This window comes from Streptomyces sp. PA03-3a (assembly GCF_033792735.1).
Lineage (GTDB): Bacteria > Actinomycetota > Actinomycetes > Streptomycetales > Streptomycetaceae > Actinacidiphila.
Window position 1 is genome coordinate 413806 of the sequence record NZ_JARAVM010000001.1, and the last position, 15756, is coordinate 429561.

Consider the following 15756-nt stretch of genomic DNA (forward strand, 5'->3'; position numbering starts at 1 on the left):
GCGCACCGCGGGGCGGCCCCTTCGTGCCCCTCGTGGGGCGCTCTGCGACGCCGCCCCCGGCCGGGAGGAGTACCAACGGAATACATGCTCAAAGTTCGGCAAAACCATGAAAAATGGATCATTTACCGCAGTACGGTGGGAATCTGCCGTCCAATGCAGGCTCCGCGACCGGTTCAGGAGGAAGCCCGCGTGGCAGATCGACTTGACGTGGCGTCGCTGGCTCCCGGTGATCGGGCGAATGCGATCCGTGAACTCTCGGGGTCCGTCGTCAACGGCCGCGCAGAGGTGGACCTTCCGTCGGACCCGAATCGCCAGCAGGCCTACGCGACCACCAGTGCGCTCGGGTCGGTGAAAGTCTCGGAGATCGGCTGGAACGTGACCCGTATCCGGCGCACTGATGCCCCGGTGGACGGGTACATGGTGCCGCAGATTCTCGTCTCCATCCGGGAAGCGGGGGTCTCCCAGTTCCACCAGGCGGGCAGGCACGGAGTGATAAGGGCCGGGGATCTCATGGTGCTCGACAATGCGAAGCCCTACGAGGTCCTGTTCCACGGCCCAGTACGTGGAGTACTCGTGAGCGTTCCCACGCACATCCTGGGGCTGCGGCCGTCCCTGCTCGATCGGATCACGGCTGGTCCACTCAGTTCGGAGCGACCGGCCGTGGGCGCGACAGCAGCGTTCTTCACCCGGCTCGCTCGTCATCGGGGCGCTGCCGGCAAGGCTGATACCGCCCTGTTCACGGAGCCCAGTGTCGACCTGATCAGGGCTGTGGTCACCATGGTCCTGTACGGGGACGACCTGACCAGAAGGCTCCTGAACGACACACTTCTTGAGCGTGTTCAGGAATACGTGCGCCTCCATCTGGCAGACCCCGATCTGACCGCTGAGCGAATCGCAGCCGAGCACGACGTTTCCGTACGCTGGCTCTACCTGACCCTGTCCCGAGCGGGAATCACCCTTGGTGAATGGATCAGGACCCAGCGCCTCGAAGAATGCCGGAGGGAACTGGCTTCGCCAGTGCATCAGTTCATGACGATCGAGGCCATCGCCCACCGGTGGGGGTTCGCCGGCGCATCCCACTTCAGTCGCGTCTTCAAGGCGGCGTACGGCGTGAGCCCCCGCGACTTCCGGTGGGGTCGCAGTGGGCTTTCACCGGAGACGAAACTTCCCCGGCGGAGCACTTTGGACGGACCACCCTGACCGTGCCGGTTCCGGCGCGCCGGATCGTCGCCTCGTCCGCGTGCGCGTACGCCTCGAAGCGGCACGGCGGCCCCGGCGGACTCCTCGGGTGAGGAGGGATGGGCCCGGGGCAGGTCACCAGCCGGTGATGCGGGGCCAGCGCGCTTGGATCACCGGGGCGGGCTCCGTGCCCTTGCCGCTGTCGACGACGTGGTAGCCGTGGTGCTGGGCGGCGGTGGCGCAGGCGTGGTTGGGCAGGATGCGCAGCCGGGTGCCGACCGGCAGGTCGGGCAGGTCGGTGCCGTCGCGGGCGGTGAGGGTGCCGTGTTCCTGGCTGGCGGCCGTCATGACCAGGTTCGGGATGAGGTGGCCGGCCACGTCGGTGACCAGGCCGTAGCCCTGGTCCTGGGCCTGGGCGGCGGTGCCGCGGTCGCGGGACATGGCCATCCAGCCGCCGTCGGTGACGATCCACCCGTACTCGGGGCGGTGGCCGATGACGGTGACGACCACCGACAGGGCGAGGTCCTGCACCTGGCAGACGTCGAGGCCGGCCATCACCAGGTCGAAGAACATGTAGTTGCCGGCCCGCAGTTCGGTGACCCCGGTGAGGTCCTCGGCCGCGTGCGCGGTGGGGGTGGAGCCGACGCTGACGCAGGCCACGGGCATACCGGCCGCACGGAGACGCTCGGCTGCGGCAACCGCGGTGTCACGTTCGTTCTGTGCGGCCAGGCGCTGTTCTTCGGCGCTGTAGGCGAAGTACGACTCGCCTGCGTGGGTGAGCACGCCGTCGAGGCAGGCCGCGTCGTGCAGGATGCGGCCGATCCCGGTGAGGGCGGGGTCGTCGGGCTTGAGGCCACCGCGGTGGCCGTCGCAGTCGATCTCGATCTGGGCCGGGACGGGCAGGCCGGCCTGACCGGAGGCTTCCGCGACGAAGACGGCCTGCTCGATGCTGTCCAGCAGGACCCGCACGGTCACGCCGCGCCGCAGGAGAGCGATGACGCGGGGGAGCTTGTGAGGATCGATGCCGACGGCGTAGGTGATGTCGGTGTAGCCGCCGTCGGCGAACGCCTCGGCCTCGGCGAGGGTGGAGACGGTGATGGGACACGTGTTGCCGTCGTTCAGGAGCGCGGCGACGTCGAGGCTCTTGGCTGTCTTCATGTGCGGGCGCAGGGTGACCCCGAGCCGGCCGGCCCTGGCCCGCAGGCGTTCGATGTTGCGCAGGCTCTTGTGCACGTCGACAACGGCGAACGGGGTGTCCGGATCCATCAGGGTCTGTGCGGCGGGGGCGGGGGTGGTGGTCACAGGGAGATGTCCATCTTCTTCAGGAGGGCGAGAGCCAGGTAGAGGTCTTGCAGTCCGATCCCGGAACTGTCGAAGACCGTGATGTCACGGTGGTCGGTGCGTCCTTGGGCGCGCTGGGTGAGGACTTCGCCGAGGGGGACGAGGACGGTGTCCTCGGGTGCGTGCTGGCTTTCCCCCATGCGGCGTGCCTGCTCGGGCAGGTCGCAGAAGACCCGTGCGCGGGCGAACAGGGCGGGCGGCAGCTCCCGCTTTCCGGGGGCGTCGGCTCCCATGCAGGACAGGTGCGTGCCGGGACGGACCCACTCGGCTTCGAACAGGGGCGGGTCTTCGGCCCGTGCCGTGGTGGCGGTGACGATCACGTCGGCCCTCGCGCAGGCTTCCTCGGCACCGGCCGCACGTGCTGTGTGTCCCTCTGCGGTCAGTGCGGCAGCCACGGGCGCAGCACGGGCCTTGTCGCGTCCCACGATCAGGATCTCGCCGATCGGCCGGACCCGGGCGACGGCCCGCGCCTCATAGGCGGCCTGATGGCCGGTGCCGAAGACCGCAAGGGTGGCGGCGCCGGTGGGGGCGAGCAGGTCGACGGCGAGCGCGTCGGCCGCGGCGGTCCGGTAGGCGTTCGCGGCACCGAGCTCCAGGACGGCGGCGATCCGGCCGATCCTCTGGTCGAGCAGCAGCACAGTGGAGTGGTGTCGCGGCAGCCCTCGTTCCAGGTTGTCCGGCCAGTAGGTGCCGATCTTCACCCCGGCATGCGTCGCGGACGCGGACGGCTTGAGCGTGAACCGGTTGCGCGGATCGGAGCCGTGCACGGCCACAGAAGGGAAGACCACGCCCTGCGCCGTCGCGGCGAAGGCCGCGCGTGCCGCTTCCAGAGCCAGCTCCTCGTCCACGAGCGCAACGGTCTGTTCCTCCGGGATGAACAGCAGGCCACGGCCTGCGTCCGACGGCGGGCCGGAACCGGGCGGAGAAGCAGGTGCGGGGTGTGCGGCCGGTCCGGTGTCGGTCATGTACTGCCTCTTTACTTGGCGTAGTTGTAGACCGTCGCCCGGGACACGCCCAGCAGGTCCGCGATGGTCTGCGCGGCGTCGCGCCCCTCGAAGTAGCCCTCGCCCTGCAGCTGCCGCACGAGTGCCTTTTTGTCGTCCCGACTCAGCGACCGGGGGGTGGCACCGCGCTCCGCGGCCAGCGCCTCCACAGTTCGGCGCAGCTCGCGCACGTTGCGGTCCCGCAAATTCTCCAGCGGGTGCTCGCGGTGCTCCACATCGGTGGCCACGAGGTTCGACAACGTCAGCGTCACCGGCGACAGGACGGACACGTCAAGGTTCAGGCACAGGGCCGCGATGTACTGGCCCGCGGCGTTCTTGATGCCGATCGACGTGCTCTTCACCGGCCGACCGTCGGGAAACTGGTTGGGGTAGTTCTGGATCACGCTCGGGTACTGCGGATCCGCGATGCGGGCCAGTCCCAGCTCCGTGGCCGAATCCCCGACCTCCCGGCCGGAAAGGTTGTTCTCGATCACCCGAATCGCCTGCTGCGGGTCTCGCAGGTCGTGCAGTACCACCTCACACAGCCCGGGAAACATGCGGCCCAAGGCCACGGCGATCTTCTCCGCCTCGCGGACGAGGTGCTCATCGCCCTCGGTCGCAGCAACGGCCACGGGACCCCTGCGGTCGTCCTCCGGCCCCTCAGCCACGGGATGCTCCATGGTCCGCCCTCCTCCATGCTGGACTCATATTCCACCTTTAGACAATGATGCTAAAGCATGCTCCGAGCCGTGTTCAACCCCGCCGATGAGAGCGATCGCACCTGGGCGTGCACGAGCGGGCTGGGCTCCAGGTCGTCGGCACTCGAGAGCACATCGACTGGGACCGGGGCACCAGCTGGCCGTCCGTGTAGAGGACAAGCTGATCGCCGGGGCGCAAGGGAACGGTGGTCGCTACGAAGGGACGCCGCCGACTCCGAGGGGTGCGGCAGACGGCAGGTCGAGCAGTTCGGGGGTCCCCCGAGGGTGTCAGGGCACAAAGACCGGCGGGCGGTGCGTGCCTGGGCACACACCGCCCGTCGGGGCGTTTCGCGGTCCTGCGGCGCGGTACGGAGCGTCGCGCCGGCGGACACTCAGGACGCGGGCTGCTCCACCTTCGTCGCCGGGTCGCCGTCCACCGCGGCGGCCAGCTGCGGGACGAGGCGGTCCAGGACATAGGGGATGCTCAGCACCGTCGACAGGGAGACCGCGTTGCCGTAGTCGCCGGTCTCCTGGACGAAGACCTCGCGGCCCTCCTTCACGACCTTCAGGTCGGCGTACAGCTTGTCCTTGTGCAGCTTGGCGACGGCCCCGGTGGTGTCCGGCACGATCCACACGGCGACGCCCTGGTCCAGCAGGTCGGTGCGCTCCTTGCTGATGTTGGCGCCGAACTGGTCGCCGATCACCTTGTCCAGGTCCGCCGGAAGCTTCAGCCCGAGGTCGGACAGCAGCCGCGAACGCGCGTCCTGGCTGCCGTAGACGAAGGTGCCCTCGTACGGGGTGGCCATCACCGCGGTGGAGCCGGCGAAGTCGGGGTGCGCCTTCTTGGCCTCGGCGAACTTCGCCTCGACGCCCTCGACGAGCTTGGCGGCCTCCCCGGACCTGCCCAGCGCCTTGCCGATGGTCTGCGTCTGCTGCTGCCACGGGATGCCGTAGTCGTTGAACTCCTTGGGCTGGGCCACGACCGGGGCGAACTTCGACAGCGTGTCGTACTGCGCCTTGGTCAGGCCCGAGTACAGGGCGAGGATCAGATCGGGCTTGAGCGCGGCGATCTTCTCGACCTGCGGCCCGGTGCCGGTGTCCTTCAGGACGGTCGGCGCGGCGGCGGAGCCCAGCTTGTCCTGGGCCCAGGGGCCGACGGCGCCCTTGTAGCCGCCGATCCACTCGGTGGTGCCGACCGGGACGGTGCCGAGCGCGAGGACGGCGTCCTGGTCGGTGAGGCCCACGGTGACCACGCGCTTGGGCTCGGACTTGATCGTGGTGCTGCCGTACTTGTTGGGGATCGTGACGGGGAAGGCGCTGCTCGCCGGCGCCTTGCTGGAGCCGGAGCCGGAGCCCGACTCGGCCTCGTCGGAGGCGGAGTCGAAGGAGCCGCAGGCGGCTGCCGCGCCGACGAGTATCAGCACGGAGGCGAGCAGTCCGGTGATCCGGGTGGCTCTGGTGGCGCGGGGCATCGCGTGATCCTTCTGTTCGTTTCGGTTGTGGACAGGTCTGTGGGTGGCGGCGGCCGGCTACGGCCGGGGGGTGCTGCGGTGCTCCGCCCACGCCTGCCACAGGGCGGCGTACGGCCCCCCTGCGGCGCGCAGTTCGTCGTGGGTGCCGCTCTCGGCGATGCGGCCCTCCTCCATCACCACCACCCGGTCGGCGGCGGCGGCCTGGCTGAGCCGGTGCGCGACGACCAGCGCCGTACGGCCCTCCAGCGCGCGTTCGGCGGCCTCCTCCAGCCGCCCGGCGCCGGAACTGCCGGCCTCCGCCGTCGCCTCGTCGAGGACGGCGACCGGCGGGTCGGCCAGCACCAGGCGGGCGAGGGCGAGTTGCTGCGAGCGGTCCGCGGTCAGCCGGTGACCGCCGTCGCCGACGACGGTGTCCAGGCCCTCGGGCAGCGCCTGCGCCCACCCGAGCGCGCCCACCCGTTCCAGGGCCTCGCGCAGTTCCTCGTCCGTGGCGTCCGGGCGGGCCAGGCGCAGGTCGTCGGCGAGCGGGCCGGAGAAGACGTGCACCTCCTGCGTGACCAGCGCGACCGTGCGCCCGGTCTCCGCGGGTTCGCCGCCGCCGACCTCGACCCGGCCCGACGACGGCCGGTGGATGCCGACGACGATCTTGGCGAGCGTGGTCTTGCCGGCGCCGCTGGCACCGACGAGGGCGACCTTCTCCTTGGGCCGGAGCACCAGGTCCACGTCACTGAGCACCGGCCGCCCCGGGACGTAGGCGTGGCCGACGCCCTCCACGGTGACGCCCGGAACGCCGGGGACCTCCTGCTGCCGTGCGTCATCCGCGGCGGCGGGTGCGGGTTCGTCGACGACCCCGACCAGCCGGGCCAGGGCGGCCGTCGCGGACTGGGCGTCGTCCAGCAGCACCAGCGCGGTGTTCACCGGGCCGAACAGACTGTGGAAGTACAGGGCCGCCGCCGTCGCCGTGCCGATCGACGCGGAACCGCCGCGCACCAGCAGGAAACCGGTGACCAGCACGGCGGCCAGCCCGGTGTACTCGGCCACGTGCAGCCGGCTGTAGAAGCGCAGCACCAGCTGTACCCCGCGCAGCGTCAGGTCCACGGCGGCGCCAGAGCGTTCGGTGACCCGCTCGGTGTGCGCGGCCTCGGCACGGTAGGCCCGCACCGTCGCCGCCCCGCCGATCGTGTCGAGCAGCTGCTGCTGCTGGGCCCCGGTGGCGACGCGCTCCTTCGCGTACAGCGGGGTGGCGTTGCGGACGTACCAGCGCGCGGTGTGCGCCTGCACCGGCAGCGCGAGCAGCGCCGCCAGCAGGAACCGCCAGTCCAGCACCGCGAGGGCGGCCAGCGTCAGCACGATGGCCAGCCCCGACCGCACGAGTTCCGGCAGCGCGCTGCGCACCGCCTCCGCCACGCGTGACACGTCCCGTGTCACCCGGGAGTTGAGGTCGCCGGACCCGGCCCGCTCCAGCCGCTCCAGCGGCAGGGACAGCGCCCGCTCGACGAAGCGCTCGCGCAGTTCGGCGAGCACGGTCTCGCCCAGCCGCGACACCAGCGACATGCCGAGGGCCGTGGCCACGCCCTGCGCCACCGCGACCAGCACCAGCAGCACCACGGGAAGCGTCAGCGCCCCCGCCGGGCGCCGGTCGGTGACCAGGTCGACGATGTGCCCCAGCAGCGGCTGTGTCAGCAGCCCCACCGTGGTCGCCACCACCATCACCACGGCCCCGCCCACGGCCGCCGCCCGGTGCGGACGCAGGAGTTCGCGCACCGCGGCGCGCGTCCGCGCGGGCGTCGCGGTGGGCAGCAGCTCGCGCGCCGCGGATCCCGATGCCGTCGTCATGCCAGTACCGCCGTCCGGTAGGTCGGGTCTCCGTGCACGAGGTCGCCGTGCGCGCCGTCGGCGGCCACCCGGCCGCCGCCGAGCAGGACGACGCGGTCGGCCACGGACAGCAGGGCCGGGCTGTTGGTGACCAGCAGCGTCGTACGGCCCCGGCGGTGCTCGCGCAGGCCCCAGGCGATGCGGGCCTCGGTGACCGCGTCGACCGCCGTGGTGGGGTCGTGGACGACGAGCACCGGGCGGTCGGCGACGAGGGCGCGGGCGAGCGCGACGCGCTGGCGCTGGCCGCCGGAGAGTGAGCGGCCGCCCTCGGTGACCTCGGTGGCGGTGCCCTGAGGCAGGGCCCGGGCGACCTCGTCGGCGCAGGCGGCGGCCAGCGCGCGGTCGCAGGCCCCGGCGCCGCCCAGGTTGTCGGCGAGGGTGCCCTCGAACAGGTCCGCGTCGTGCGCCGCGACGAGGACCGCGGTGCGCAGCCGCGCGGGGTCCAGCTCCGGCAGGGGCACGCCGTCCAGTTCGACGACGCCGGCCTCCGGGTCCGTGGCGCGGCCGAGGCAGGCGAGCAGCGCCTGCGCGGCGGCCGGGTCGGTGCTGGCCACGCCGAGCAGTTCGCCGGGCCGTACGTCGAGGTCGGCGTCGCGCAGCGCGCCGAGGGTGACGCCGCGCAGCCGCAGGCCGCCGAGCACCGGTTCCGGCAGGGCGCGTCCACCGGGCAGCACGTCGGGTTCCGCGGAGAGCACGGCCGCGATGCGACCCGCGGAGGCCCGGCCCTGGGCGAACTCGGCGTTGACCCAGGCGAAGACCTCCAGCGGGCCCAGGAGGAACAGCGCCAGGCCGACCGCCGAGACGAGCTGACCCAGCGTGATGTCGCCGGCCGTGGCGAGCCGTCCGCCCACCAGCGCGACCAGCGCGATGAAGACGCCGGTGAGGGTGAGCACCACTCCGCTCTGCCAGGCCTCGGCGCGCGCCGCCCGCACCGTCGCGCCGAGCGAGGCGCGGCTGGTGCGCCGGTACCGCTCGACGGCGGCGGCCTGCGCGCCGATGCCCTTGAGCACCCGCAGTCCGGCCACCAGGTCGGCGGCGATCCCGGAGGCGTACGCGGCCCCCTCCTGCTCGGCCTCGCTGCGCCGCTCAAGGGGCTTGCTCAGCAGGTGCCCGAGCCAGAGCAGCAGCGGTGTGCCGAGGAGGACGACCAGACCGAGCGGCACGGAGATGCGCAGCAGTGCCACGGCGCTGACCAGGAGTCCGGTCAGGGCGGAGATCCCCGTCATGACGGCCATGTTGACGGCGCCGGCCCGTTTGGCGTCCTCGGTGGCGATGTTCGCCAACTCGCCGGGCAGGTGGCCGCGTTCGGCGCCGCCGCCGGGGTCGAGGACCCGTCGTACGAGGGCGATCCGCAGGTCGTGCGCGGCCTGTTCGGCGGCGCGTTCGCCGGCGCGGGCGCCGAAGCGGAAGCTGAGGGAGAGCCCCACGTACACCACGGCCAGCACGGCGAGCCAGCCGAAGAGGGCGCGCCCGTCGCCGTCGGAGACGGCCCGGTCGATGACGACGCCGATGATGACGGGGACGAGAGCCTCCCCGAACTGATGGCCGGCGCCGAGCACGGCGCCCACGGCGACGTCCCTCCGCCGGCCCCTGACCGTCCGCAGCAGTACATCCCGCCCCGACGGTGCCTTCGTTCCCACCCCGCGAACCCTCCGGTACCAAGCCGACGGCGACCAGCACCCCATGTCTGGAGTTTAGGTAAGGCTACACTAAGTTGTCTCGGGGGTGAGGTCCCCCGGAGGCATCCGGAGCACCGCGGCGGACGACGCGCCGGTACCGCGGCGAAGTGACCTCGGCCGCGTGCGCACCCCACGCTTGACCTCAAGCGCTTGACGTTCCGGAGACTGAGGACGTGGCAATGACAGACGCCCGCGGGTGTCGATCCAGGAAGTGTCGCGACGCAGCGGCCTCTCCGAGCCGACACCGCGCTACTACGAGAAGATCGGCCTCATCGGCCCGGCGCACTGCGGGTGCCGCGGGCGGCGCGTGACCACGGCGTCCGGCGCGTGGTGCTGACCTCCTCCTCCTTCGCCGCCGTCGGCTGCAGCCGCACGGGCGGCGGCGCGTACGACGAGAGCGACTGGACCGACCCCGCGGACGACCTGACGCCCTACATCAGGTCCAAGGCGGTCGCCGAGCGCGCCGCCTGGGACTTCGTGGCGGCTGAGGGAGGGGGCCTCGAACTGGCCGTGATCAATCTTCCGGGGATCTCCGGCCCCGTAATGGGCACGCACCTCTCCGCCTCGTGGCGCTGGTGAAGGCGATGCTGGGAGGGAGCCCTTCCGGTGGTCCTGCCGCAGTACTTTGACGTGGCCGACGTGCGTGACGTGGCGCAGGCCCCTCTGCGGGCCATGACGGAACCGGCCGCCGCGGGCGAGCGGTTCCTCGTCGGCAGCGGCACGCCGACGAGCTTCCCGCGGAGGGCCCGCGTCCTCGCGGAGGGCCTGGGCGAGCGCGCCGCGAAGGTGCCGGCGCGGGAGCTGACCCCGGAAGAGGTGCGGGAGGGCGCTCGCACCGACCCGGCGCTGCGGGAGGCGGCGAGCCCCTGGGCGAGATGCCGGTGCTGCGCACGGACAAGGCGCGCGCGGTGCTGGGCTGGGAGCCGCGCTCCGTTCGGACGACCGTCCTCGAGACCGCCGAGAGCCTGTTCCGGCTGGGCCCGGTCGAGGCCTGACGCTTCGCGAGGGCTAGGTCGGCCAGTTGTAGGACAGGGTGAAGTTGACCACCACGGCGAAGGTCAGGTAGAGCAGCCAGGCGGCGGTCAGCAGGCGGAACAGCCCCATCACGCGCTCGGCGACGGGCACGCCGACCGACATGACGAACTTGCTGAGGTAGACGGCGAAGAGGCCGATGAAGACCAGTCCCACGGGCCAGTCGTCGACGGCGAAGAACACCGTCGCGCCGAGGGCCGAGAGGACCATGTAGGCCACACCGACACCGGCGTTGACGCGTGCGTCGTTGCCGCGGTAGCGGTCCCAGCCGAGTGCGAACCAGTGAATGCCGTACGCCGTGAAGGCCAGGGCGGCCATGTAGAGCGGCGGCTCCTTGAAGACCTCGAACCAGGTGAGGCCCACGAAGAGGATGACGCCGGCCAGGAGCTGGCAGAGGCCCGGCAGCCAGATGCCCCAGACGCCCATCGCCCGGTCGACCTTCTCGTCCCTCTCGGGCCAGCCGAACAGTTCCTGGGAGCCCCAGATCAGATAGCCGGTCGCGAGGCCGAAGAAGCCGAGTGCGAGCGGGGGGTACACCGAAGGTTCAAACATCACGTCCATTAGTCCAGTATTCACCCAAATCGGTTATATTACACATTTCACCCATGGGGTCTGACCTGCGGATTCCGGCGGGCGGGCGGTGACGGACCGGGCCCGCCCCGTCACCTCCCGTGACCTCCGTCGGCACCGGCGCCGTGCTGACCCGGACGACCAGTCGCGTCGTGAGCTCCATCCCCGGCAGGTCGGCCTCCTCGCCGTCGACCAGCCGCAGCAGCGTCCGTGCCGCCATCGCGGCCATGGCCTGCAGCGGCTGGCGGACGGTGGTGAGGGCGGGGGCCGTCCACGATCTCGCGGTCCCGGTTGTTGAGGTTGCCGCTGCCGGTGCAGGCGACGTCGGTGGCCCCGGCAGGGACGGTCCCGCCCGGGTGACGGGCACGTCGCCGAAGCCGACGACGCCGATGTCGCCGGGGACGTCCAGCCCGTCCCGCTGCGTTCCGGGGACACCCTCACCTTCGCCTTCGACTTCCTGCCCGCCGGGTGGACCGCGCCGAACACCCGCGCCGTCTTCCGCCGGGCGGCTCCGGGCCGGTCAGAAACTGCGTTGCCGCGCCCGGCCGAGGTGGAAAGGATGTCCTGCCGGGACGCGAGATTCCCAGGAGGGCACTGTCAGCGCCGGCTCGGCGGGATCGAAGGACTCGATGTGACACCCGGCCTTCCTCAGGACCGCTCGATCGCCCCAGGCGTGACTGCGAGGTGCCGAATCACGAGGGAGGACGTCATGGAGCCGTCGCGACTCCGCCGCGCGGTCCAGGCGGCACGGTCGACCGCTTCGGAGCTGGGCCTGCAGGTCGACGACGTGGCCGTCGTCCACGACTCGGACCGCGTCGCGCTGCGCCTCGTCCCCTGCGGTGTTCTGGCCAGGGTCGCCCCCTCGGGGCATCTGGCCGATTCCGAGTTCGAAGTAGAGGTCGCCCGCCTCCTCGCCGACGTCGACGCTCCCGTGGCCGGGCTCGACCTCAGGGTCGAGCCCCGCGTCCATGTGCGTGACGCCTTCGCCGTCTCGCTCTGGACGTACTACGAACCCGTCGGATCGCCGATCGCTCCGGCCGACTACGCGGACGCGTTGCTGCGGCACCATGCGGCCCTGCGCCGGATCGACCTGGACGCGCCGCATGTCACCGACCGAGTCGCCGCGGCACTGGGAGAAGTCAGCGACCGGGAGCGATCCCCCGAGCTGTCCGGCGCCGACCGGGAACTCCTTCGCGGCACGCTGGCCGGTCTGAGCGCGGCGGTCGGCGTCGACAGGGCCGGCGAGCAACTGCTGCACGGCGAGCCTCATCCGGGCAATCTCCTCAACACAAGGAGGGGCCCGCTCTTCGTGGACCTCGCCACGTGCTGCCGCGGGCCGGTCGAGTTCGATCTCGCCCATGCGCCCGAAGAAGTGGCGGAGCACTACGCGGGGGCCGACCTCGAACTGCTCCACCGGTGCCGCGCCCTGAACTGGGCGATGTTCTCGGCCTGGCGCTGGCGGCGGGACGACCGGATGCCCGACCGGGACCACTGGAGAGCGGAGGGGCTCCGCCGGGTTCGTGCCGCACTCGACCACTGCGGACCGGGCTGAACCGTGGGCATCCGCCTCATACGCGCCCGGCGATCTCCAGCGCGCGTTCCGGGGTGGCGCAGTCGACCACGTAGGAGGCGGTCAGCTGCTCCGTCGCCCCCGTGAGCGGTCCGTCCGCCGTCGTCGTGCCGTCCCGGTGCAGCCGGATCGTCGTGGTGTCCCTGGGGAGGGCGAGTCCGGCGCCGTTCAGCATCTCGCCGGTGCCCGCGAGGTTGCTGTGGAGCCGGACGTGTCTGCGGAACACCTCGGCGCGCTCCTCGGCGGTCATCGCCTCGGTCGCCGCCGGGTCGGCCTACATCAGCACCATGTACGGCACCATGTACGGCATGCCACCACCCCGGCAGAAGGCCGCTCACCGCGGCCTTCTGCCAGGCCGCCTCAGACCGCCGTGATCCGGAGCCTGATCGTGCGGGCCTGCGGGCGGAGCGCGAACTCCGGCCACACGTCGGGCCCGCACGCCCGGGAGCCGAGGCCGTGCTGGGCCGCGTCGACGAAGAGGTGGCTGGTCGACGACTCCGGGAGCTCGAACGGGTGCGCCGCCCGGGCGATCTGCTGCGGCGTGTGACGGCTGAGCGTGAAGCCGGGCAGGCGGCCCTGGACGTCCGGGACGGCCGCGAGGCGCAGCACCGCGGTTCCGCCACTGGTCAGCTCCAGTTCACGCCACCTCGAGCGGTGCCCGGTCTCCTGGGGGCGCGCGTAGTCGACCGAGAGCTCGTCGACACCGGCGGAGAACCGGCCGGTGCGCGCCGCGCGAAGGCTGTCGGGGTAGGACTCGTGCGGTCCGAGGCCGAACCACTCGGCGCCGTCGACCGGAGCGGCGCCGTCGGGGAGGTCGAAGCGGACGCCGATGCGCGGCCACACCGTCGTCCAGCCGACCGACGGCTCGATCTCCACACGCAGTTCGAGCTCGTCGCCCTCCAGGGACCAGACCGTCTCGACGGTCACCGACGACGCGGAGTCCGCCGCGGAGACCCTGGCGACGGTCCGCAGGGCGTCCGCGGCGGTCTCCACCGACAGCAGCCGCGAGGTCAGCCGGTCCAGGCCGTCGCGCCGCCACAGTTCGGCGTTGGAGACCCCGGGGACGTGGGCGTCGCTCTCCTCGGCCACCCCCGAGGTGCCCTCGTCGTTGTCGGTCGGGGCACGGAACAGCTCCAGGCGAGGGCCCGCCACCGGGCGGCCGGCGAGCCGTACGAGGGCCCCTCCGGTGAACTCGGCGACGCCGAGCGTCAGCGTCCCGTCGCTTTGCCGCCAGTCGGCCGGAGGCCGGACGGCGGGCACGGTACGCCGCGCCGAACGGTCCAGCTGGGCGGTCGCGACCACATGCCCCTCGTCCGCCCACGCGGTGCCGGCGGCCAGGACCGCGTCCACGGTGAGCCATGTCTCCGACTCCCCGGACACCTCGATCCGCGGCAGCGGCACGCGCGCCGACCCGCCGGCCGCGACGACGGGCACCTCCAGCTCCCCGGAGTCCACGGGCCTGCCGTCGTGCTCGACGCGCCAGCGGAAGCGCAGGTCGGAGGTGTCCGCCGAGTGCCGCAGATTGGCGACTTCCACCGTCCCGTCGTCACCGTCGTGGAAGGTGAGGCGAAGGGGCTGCGCGACCGCCTTGAACTCATGGAGACCGGGGGTCGGGACGCCGTCGCTGAGCACCATCCCGTCCATCACGAAGTTGCCGTCGTGCACGACCTCCCCGAAGTCGCCGCCGTACGCGTAGTAGGGCGTGCCGTCCGGGGCCGTCGCCCGGATGCCGTGGTCGCGCCACTCCCAGACGAACCCGCCGTGCAGGCGCGGGTGCCGGTGCACCAGCTCCTCGTACTGGTCGAGCGCACCGGGCCCGTTGCCCATCGCGTGGGCGTACTCGCACAGCAGGAACGGCTTGGTTCGCTGTCGCGCACCCTGCGAGGGGGTGCAGCCCTGCAGCGGTGTGCGTGAGCCGTCCGTCCCGATCTGCTCGGTCTCCGCCACCGACGCGTACATGCGCGAGTAGACGTCCGTGTACGCGCCGGCGTGGTCGCCCTCGTAGTGCACGGGGCGCCCCGCGTCGCGGGCGTGCACCCACGCCGACATCGCGGCGAGGTTGCCGCCCGTCCCCGCCTCGTTGCCGAGCGACCACATCACGATGCTGGGGTGGTTCTTGTCCCGTTCCACGGTGCGCCGGACACGGTCCAGGTACGCCTCGCGCCACGCCGGGTCGTCGCTGGGGTTGCCGGCCCAGCTGCCGTCCTTGTCGAAGCCGTGCGTCTCCAGGTCGCACTCGAGGACGACCCAGAAGCCGAGTTCGTCGGCGAGGTCGAGCAGCCGCGGGTGCGGCGGGTAGTGGCTGGTGCGGATCGCGTTGACGTTGAACCGCTTCATCAGGGCCAGGTCCTCGCGCGCGTGCTGCTCGTCGAAGACACGGCCGCGTTCGGGGTGGGTCTCGTGACGGTTCATCCCGTGGAAGACGACGCGCCGGCCGTTGACGAGGAACCGGTCGCCGCGGATCTCGACCGTGCGGAAGCCGGTCCGCACGGTGACGGTCTCCGCGGCCGAGGCCACGGTGACCTCGTACAGCCGCGGCACTTCGGCCGACCAGGGCTCGACGCCGCCGACCTCGAACGGGGCCACCTCGGCGGCGGATTCCCAGACGCGCTCGACGCCGAGTTCGGGGATGCGGAGGGTGATGGGGAAGGCCGCCGCCTGCGCGGTGACCTCCGGGTCGATCCGCCCGCGCCCCCGCTCGAACCCGGTGCGCAGCCAGACGTCCTCGACGCCTCCGGCCGGCCGCGCGATCAGGGTGACGTCGCGGAAGATGCCCGGCAGCCACCACTGGTCCTGGTCCTCGAGGTAGCTCGCCGCCGACCACTGGTGCACCCGCACCGCGACGACGTTGTCGCCCGGGCGCACCGAGGAGGTCACGTCGAACTCGTGGGCGAGCCGGCTGCCGGAGGCGCTGCCGATCTCGTCGCCGTTCACCCAGACCTTGAACAGTGACTCGACCCCGTCGAACCGCAGCACGACCCGTTCGGCCTGTGACCAGTCGGAGGGGAGGTCGAAGTGGCGGCGGTAGTCGCCGGTCGGGTTCTCGTCCGGTACGTGGGGCGGGTCGACGGGGAAGGGGTACTGGATGTTGGTGTAGATCGGCCGGCCGTAGGCCCCGTCGCCCTGGAGCACCCAGTGGGAGGGCACCGGGATGCCGTCCCAGCCGCCGTCGTCGAATCCTTCGGCCGCGAAGTCCTCCGCCGCCGTCGCCGTGGGCGACAGCCGGAACCGCCAGTGCCCGTTGAGGGAGTGGGAGGGGGCGTCGGAGTGCAGCCACGACCGCGCCGGGCGCAGCGCGCCACGCCCTGGGGTGGTGTCCGAAACATACGCGGAGAGCTGGGAGGGCAAGAGGTCACA

At 72.0% G+C, this 15756-nt stretch carries 14 protein-coding genes; 4 read left to right on the plus strand and 10 right to left on the minus strand.

What is annotated here, in order from left to right; translation table 11 throughout:
* Window positions 1-189 precede the first annotated feature (189 nt).
* The gene (locus PV342_RS01750; RefSeq protein WP_500315641.1) at window positions 190-1200 is read left to right on the plus strand and encodes a helix-turn-helix domain-containing protein; all 1011 of its coding nucleotides are present in this window, start codon (window positions 190-192) and stop codon (window positions 1198-1200) included.
* Between the two features lie 114 nt (window positions 1201-1314).
* On the opposite strand, the gene PV342_RS01755 is transcribed toward PV342_RS01750, so the two are convergent.
* The 6 genes from PV342_RS01755 to PV342_RS01780 all read right to left on the minus strand — a co-directional run bounded on the left by PV342_RS01755 (window position 1315) and on the right by PV342_RS01780 (window position 9188).
* Window positions 1315-2445, minus strand: a complete 1131-nt coding sequence (locus tag PV342_RS01755) for a DSD1 family PLP-dependent enzyme (protein ID WP_500315684.1) — start codon at window positions 2443-2445, stop codon at window positions 1315-1317.
* A gap of 32 nt (window positions 2446-2477) precedes the next feature.
* On the minus strand, window positions 2478-3485 hold the full coding sequence (locus PV342_RS01760; RefSeq protein WP_361009714.1) for an ornithine cyclodeaminase family protein: 1008 nt from the start codon (window positions 3483-3485) through the stop codon (window positions 2478-2480).
* A gap of 11 nt (window positions 3486-3496) precedes the next feature.
* On the minus strand, window positions 3497-4183 hold the full coding sequence (locus tag PV342_RS01765) for a helix-turn-helix transcriptional regulator (RefSeq protein WP_361009717.1): 687 nt from the start codon (window positions 4181-4183) through the stop codon (window positions 3497-3499).
* Between the two features lie 410 nt (window positions 4184-4593).
* Window positions 4594-5673, minus strand: coding sequence for an iron-siderophore ABC transporter substrate-binding protein (locus tag PV342_RS01770; RefSeq protein ID WP_500315642.1), 1080 nt, complete (start codon window positions 5671-5673; stop codon window positions 4594-4596).
* Between the two features lie 57 nt (window positions 5674-5730).
* On the minus strand, window positions 5731-7509 hold the full coding sequence (locus tag PV342_RS01775) for an ABC transporter ATP-binding protein (protein WP_500315643.1): 1779 nt from the start codon (window positions 7507-7509) through the stop codon (window positions 5731-5733).
* The gene (locus tag PV342_RS01780; protein ID WP_500315644.1) at window positions 7506-9188 is read right to left on the minus strand and encodes an ABC transporter ATP-binding protein; all 1683 of its coding nucleotides are present in this window, start codon (window positions 9186-9188) and stop codon (window positions 7506-7508) included. Before PV342_RS01780 ends, PV342_RS01775 begins: the two co-directional genes overlap by 4 nt.
* A 250-nt stretch (window positions 9189-9438) precedes the next feature.
* On the opposite strand from PV342_RS01780, the gene PV342_RS01785 reads away from it, so the two are divergent.
* The gene (locus PV342_RS01785; RefSeq protein WP_500315685.1) at window positions 9439-9564 is read left to right on the plus strand and encodes a hypothetical protein; all 126 of its coding nucleotides are present in this window, start codon (window positions 9439-9441) and stop codon (window positions 9562-9564) included.
* Window positions 9555-9806: a hypothetical protein gene (locus PV342_RS01790; protein WP_500315645.1), complete on the plus strand. Its 252-nt coding sequence runs from the start codon at window positions 9555-9557 to the stop codon at window positions 9804-9806. Before PV342_RS01785 ends, PV342_RS01790 begins: the two co-directional genes overlap by 10 nt.
* Before the next feature lie 429 nt (window positions 9807-10235).
* On the opposite strand, the gene PV342_RS01795 is transcribed toward PV342_RS01790, so the two are convergent.
* A complete protein-coding gene (locus tag PV342_RS01795) occupies window positions 10236-10820 on the minus strand; it encodes a hypothetical protein (protein WP_500315646.1) in 585 nt (194 codons plus the stop codon).
* The gene (locus PV342_RS01800) at window positions 10804-11238 is read right to left on the minus strand and encodes a substrate-binding domain-containing protein (RefSeq protein WP_500315686.1); all 435 of its coding nucleotides are present in this window, start codon (window positions 11236-11238) and stop codon (window positions 10804-10806) included. Before PV342_RS01800 ends, PV342_RS01795 begins: the two co-directional genes overlap by 17 nt.
* Window positions 11239-11538: 300 nt before the next feature.
* On the opposite strand from PV342_RS01800, the gene PV342_RS01805 reads away from it, so the two are divergent.
* Entirely contained in the window at window positions 11539-12381 is an 843-nt protein-coding gene (locus PV342_RS01805; RefSeq protein ID WP_400796680.1) for a phosphotransferase family protein, read from the plus strand.
* Between the two features lie 16 nt (window positions 12382-12397).
* On the opposite strand, the gene PV342_RS01810 is transcribed toward PV342_RS01805, so the two are convergent.
* Together PV342_RS01810 and PV342_RS01815 are read right to left on the minus strand one after the other, a co-directional pair.
* A complete protein-coding gene (locus PV342_RS01810; protein WP_400796678.1) occupies window positions 12398-12649 on the minus strand; it encodes a YciI family protein in 252 nt (83 codons plus the stop codon).
* Window positions 12650-12759: 110 nt separating this feature from the next.
* The gene (locus PV342_RS01815) at window positions 12760-15747 is read right to left on the minus strand and encodes a glycoside hydrolase family 2 TIM barrel-domain containing protein (RefSeq protein ID WP_400796675.1); all 2988 of its coding nucleotides are present in this window, start codon (window positions 15745-15747) and stop codon (window positions 12760-12762) included.
* Window positions 15748-15756 lie beyond the last annotated feature (9 nt).

Excerpts from the sequence above, each read along its gene's own strand:
- PV342_RS01760 (WP_361009714.1), bottom strand. The coding sequence starts at position 3,485 with ATGACCGACACCGGACCGGCCGCACACCCCGCACCTGCTTCTCCGCCC.
- PV342_RS01795 (WP_500315646.1), bottom strand. The coding sequence starts at position 10,820 with ATGGACGTGATGTTTGAACCTTCGGTGTACCCCCCGCTCGCACTCGGC.
- PV342_RS01810 (WP_400796678.1), bottom strand. The coding sequence starts at position 12,649 with ATGACCGCCGAGGAGCGCGCCGAGGTGTTCCGCAGACACGTCCGGCTC.
- PV342_RS01770 (WP_500315642.1), bottom strand. The coding sequence starts at position 5,673 with ATGCCCCGCGCCACCAGAGCCACCCGGATCACCGGACTGCTCGCCTCC.
- PV342_RS01765 (WP_361009717.1), bottom strand. The coding sequence starts at position 4,183 with ATGGAGCATCCCGTGGCTGAGGGGCCGGAGGACGACCGCAGGGGTCCC.
- PV342_RS01805 (WP_400796680.1), top strand. The coding sequence starts at position 11,539 with ATGGAGCCGTCGCGACTCCGCCGCGCGGTCCAGGCGGCACGGTCGACC.
- PV342_RS01775 (WP_500315643.1), bottom strand. The coding sequence starts at position 7,509 with ATGACGACGGCATCGGGATCCGCGGCGCGCGAGCTGCTGCCCACCGCG.
- PV342_RS01755 (WP_500315684.1), bottom strand. The coding sequence starts at position 2,445 with ATGGATCCGGACACCCCGTTCGCCGTTGTCGACGTGCACAAGAGCCTG.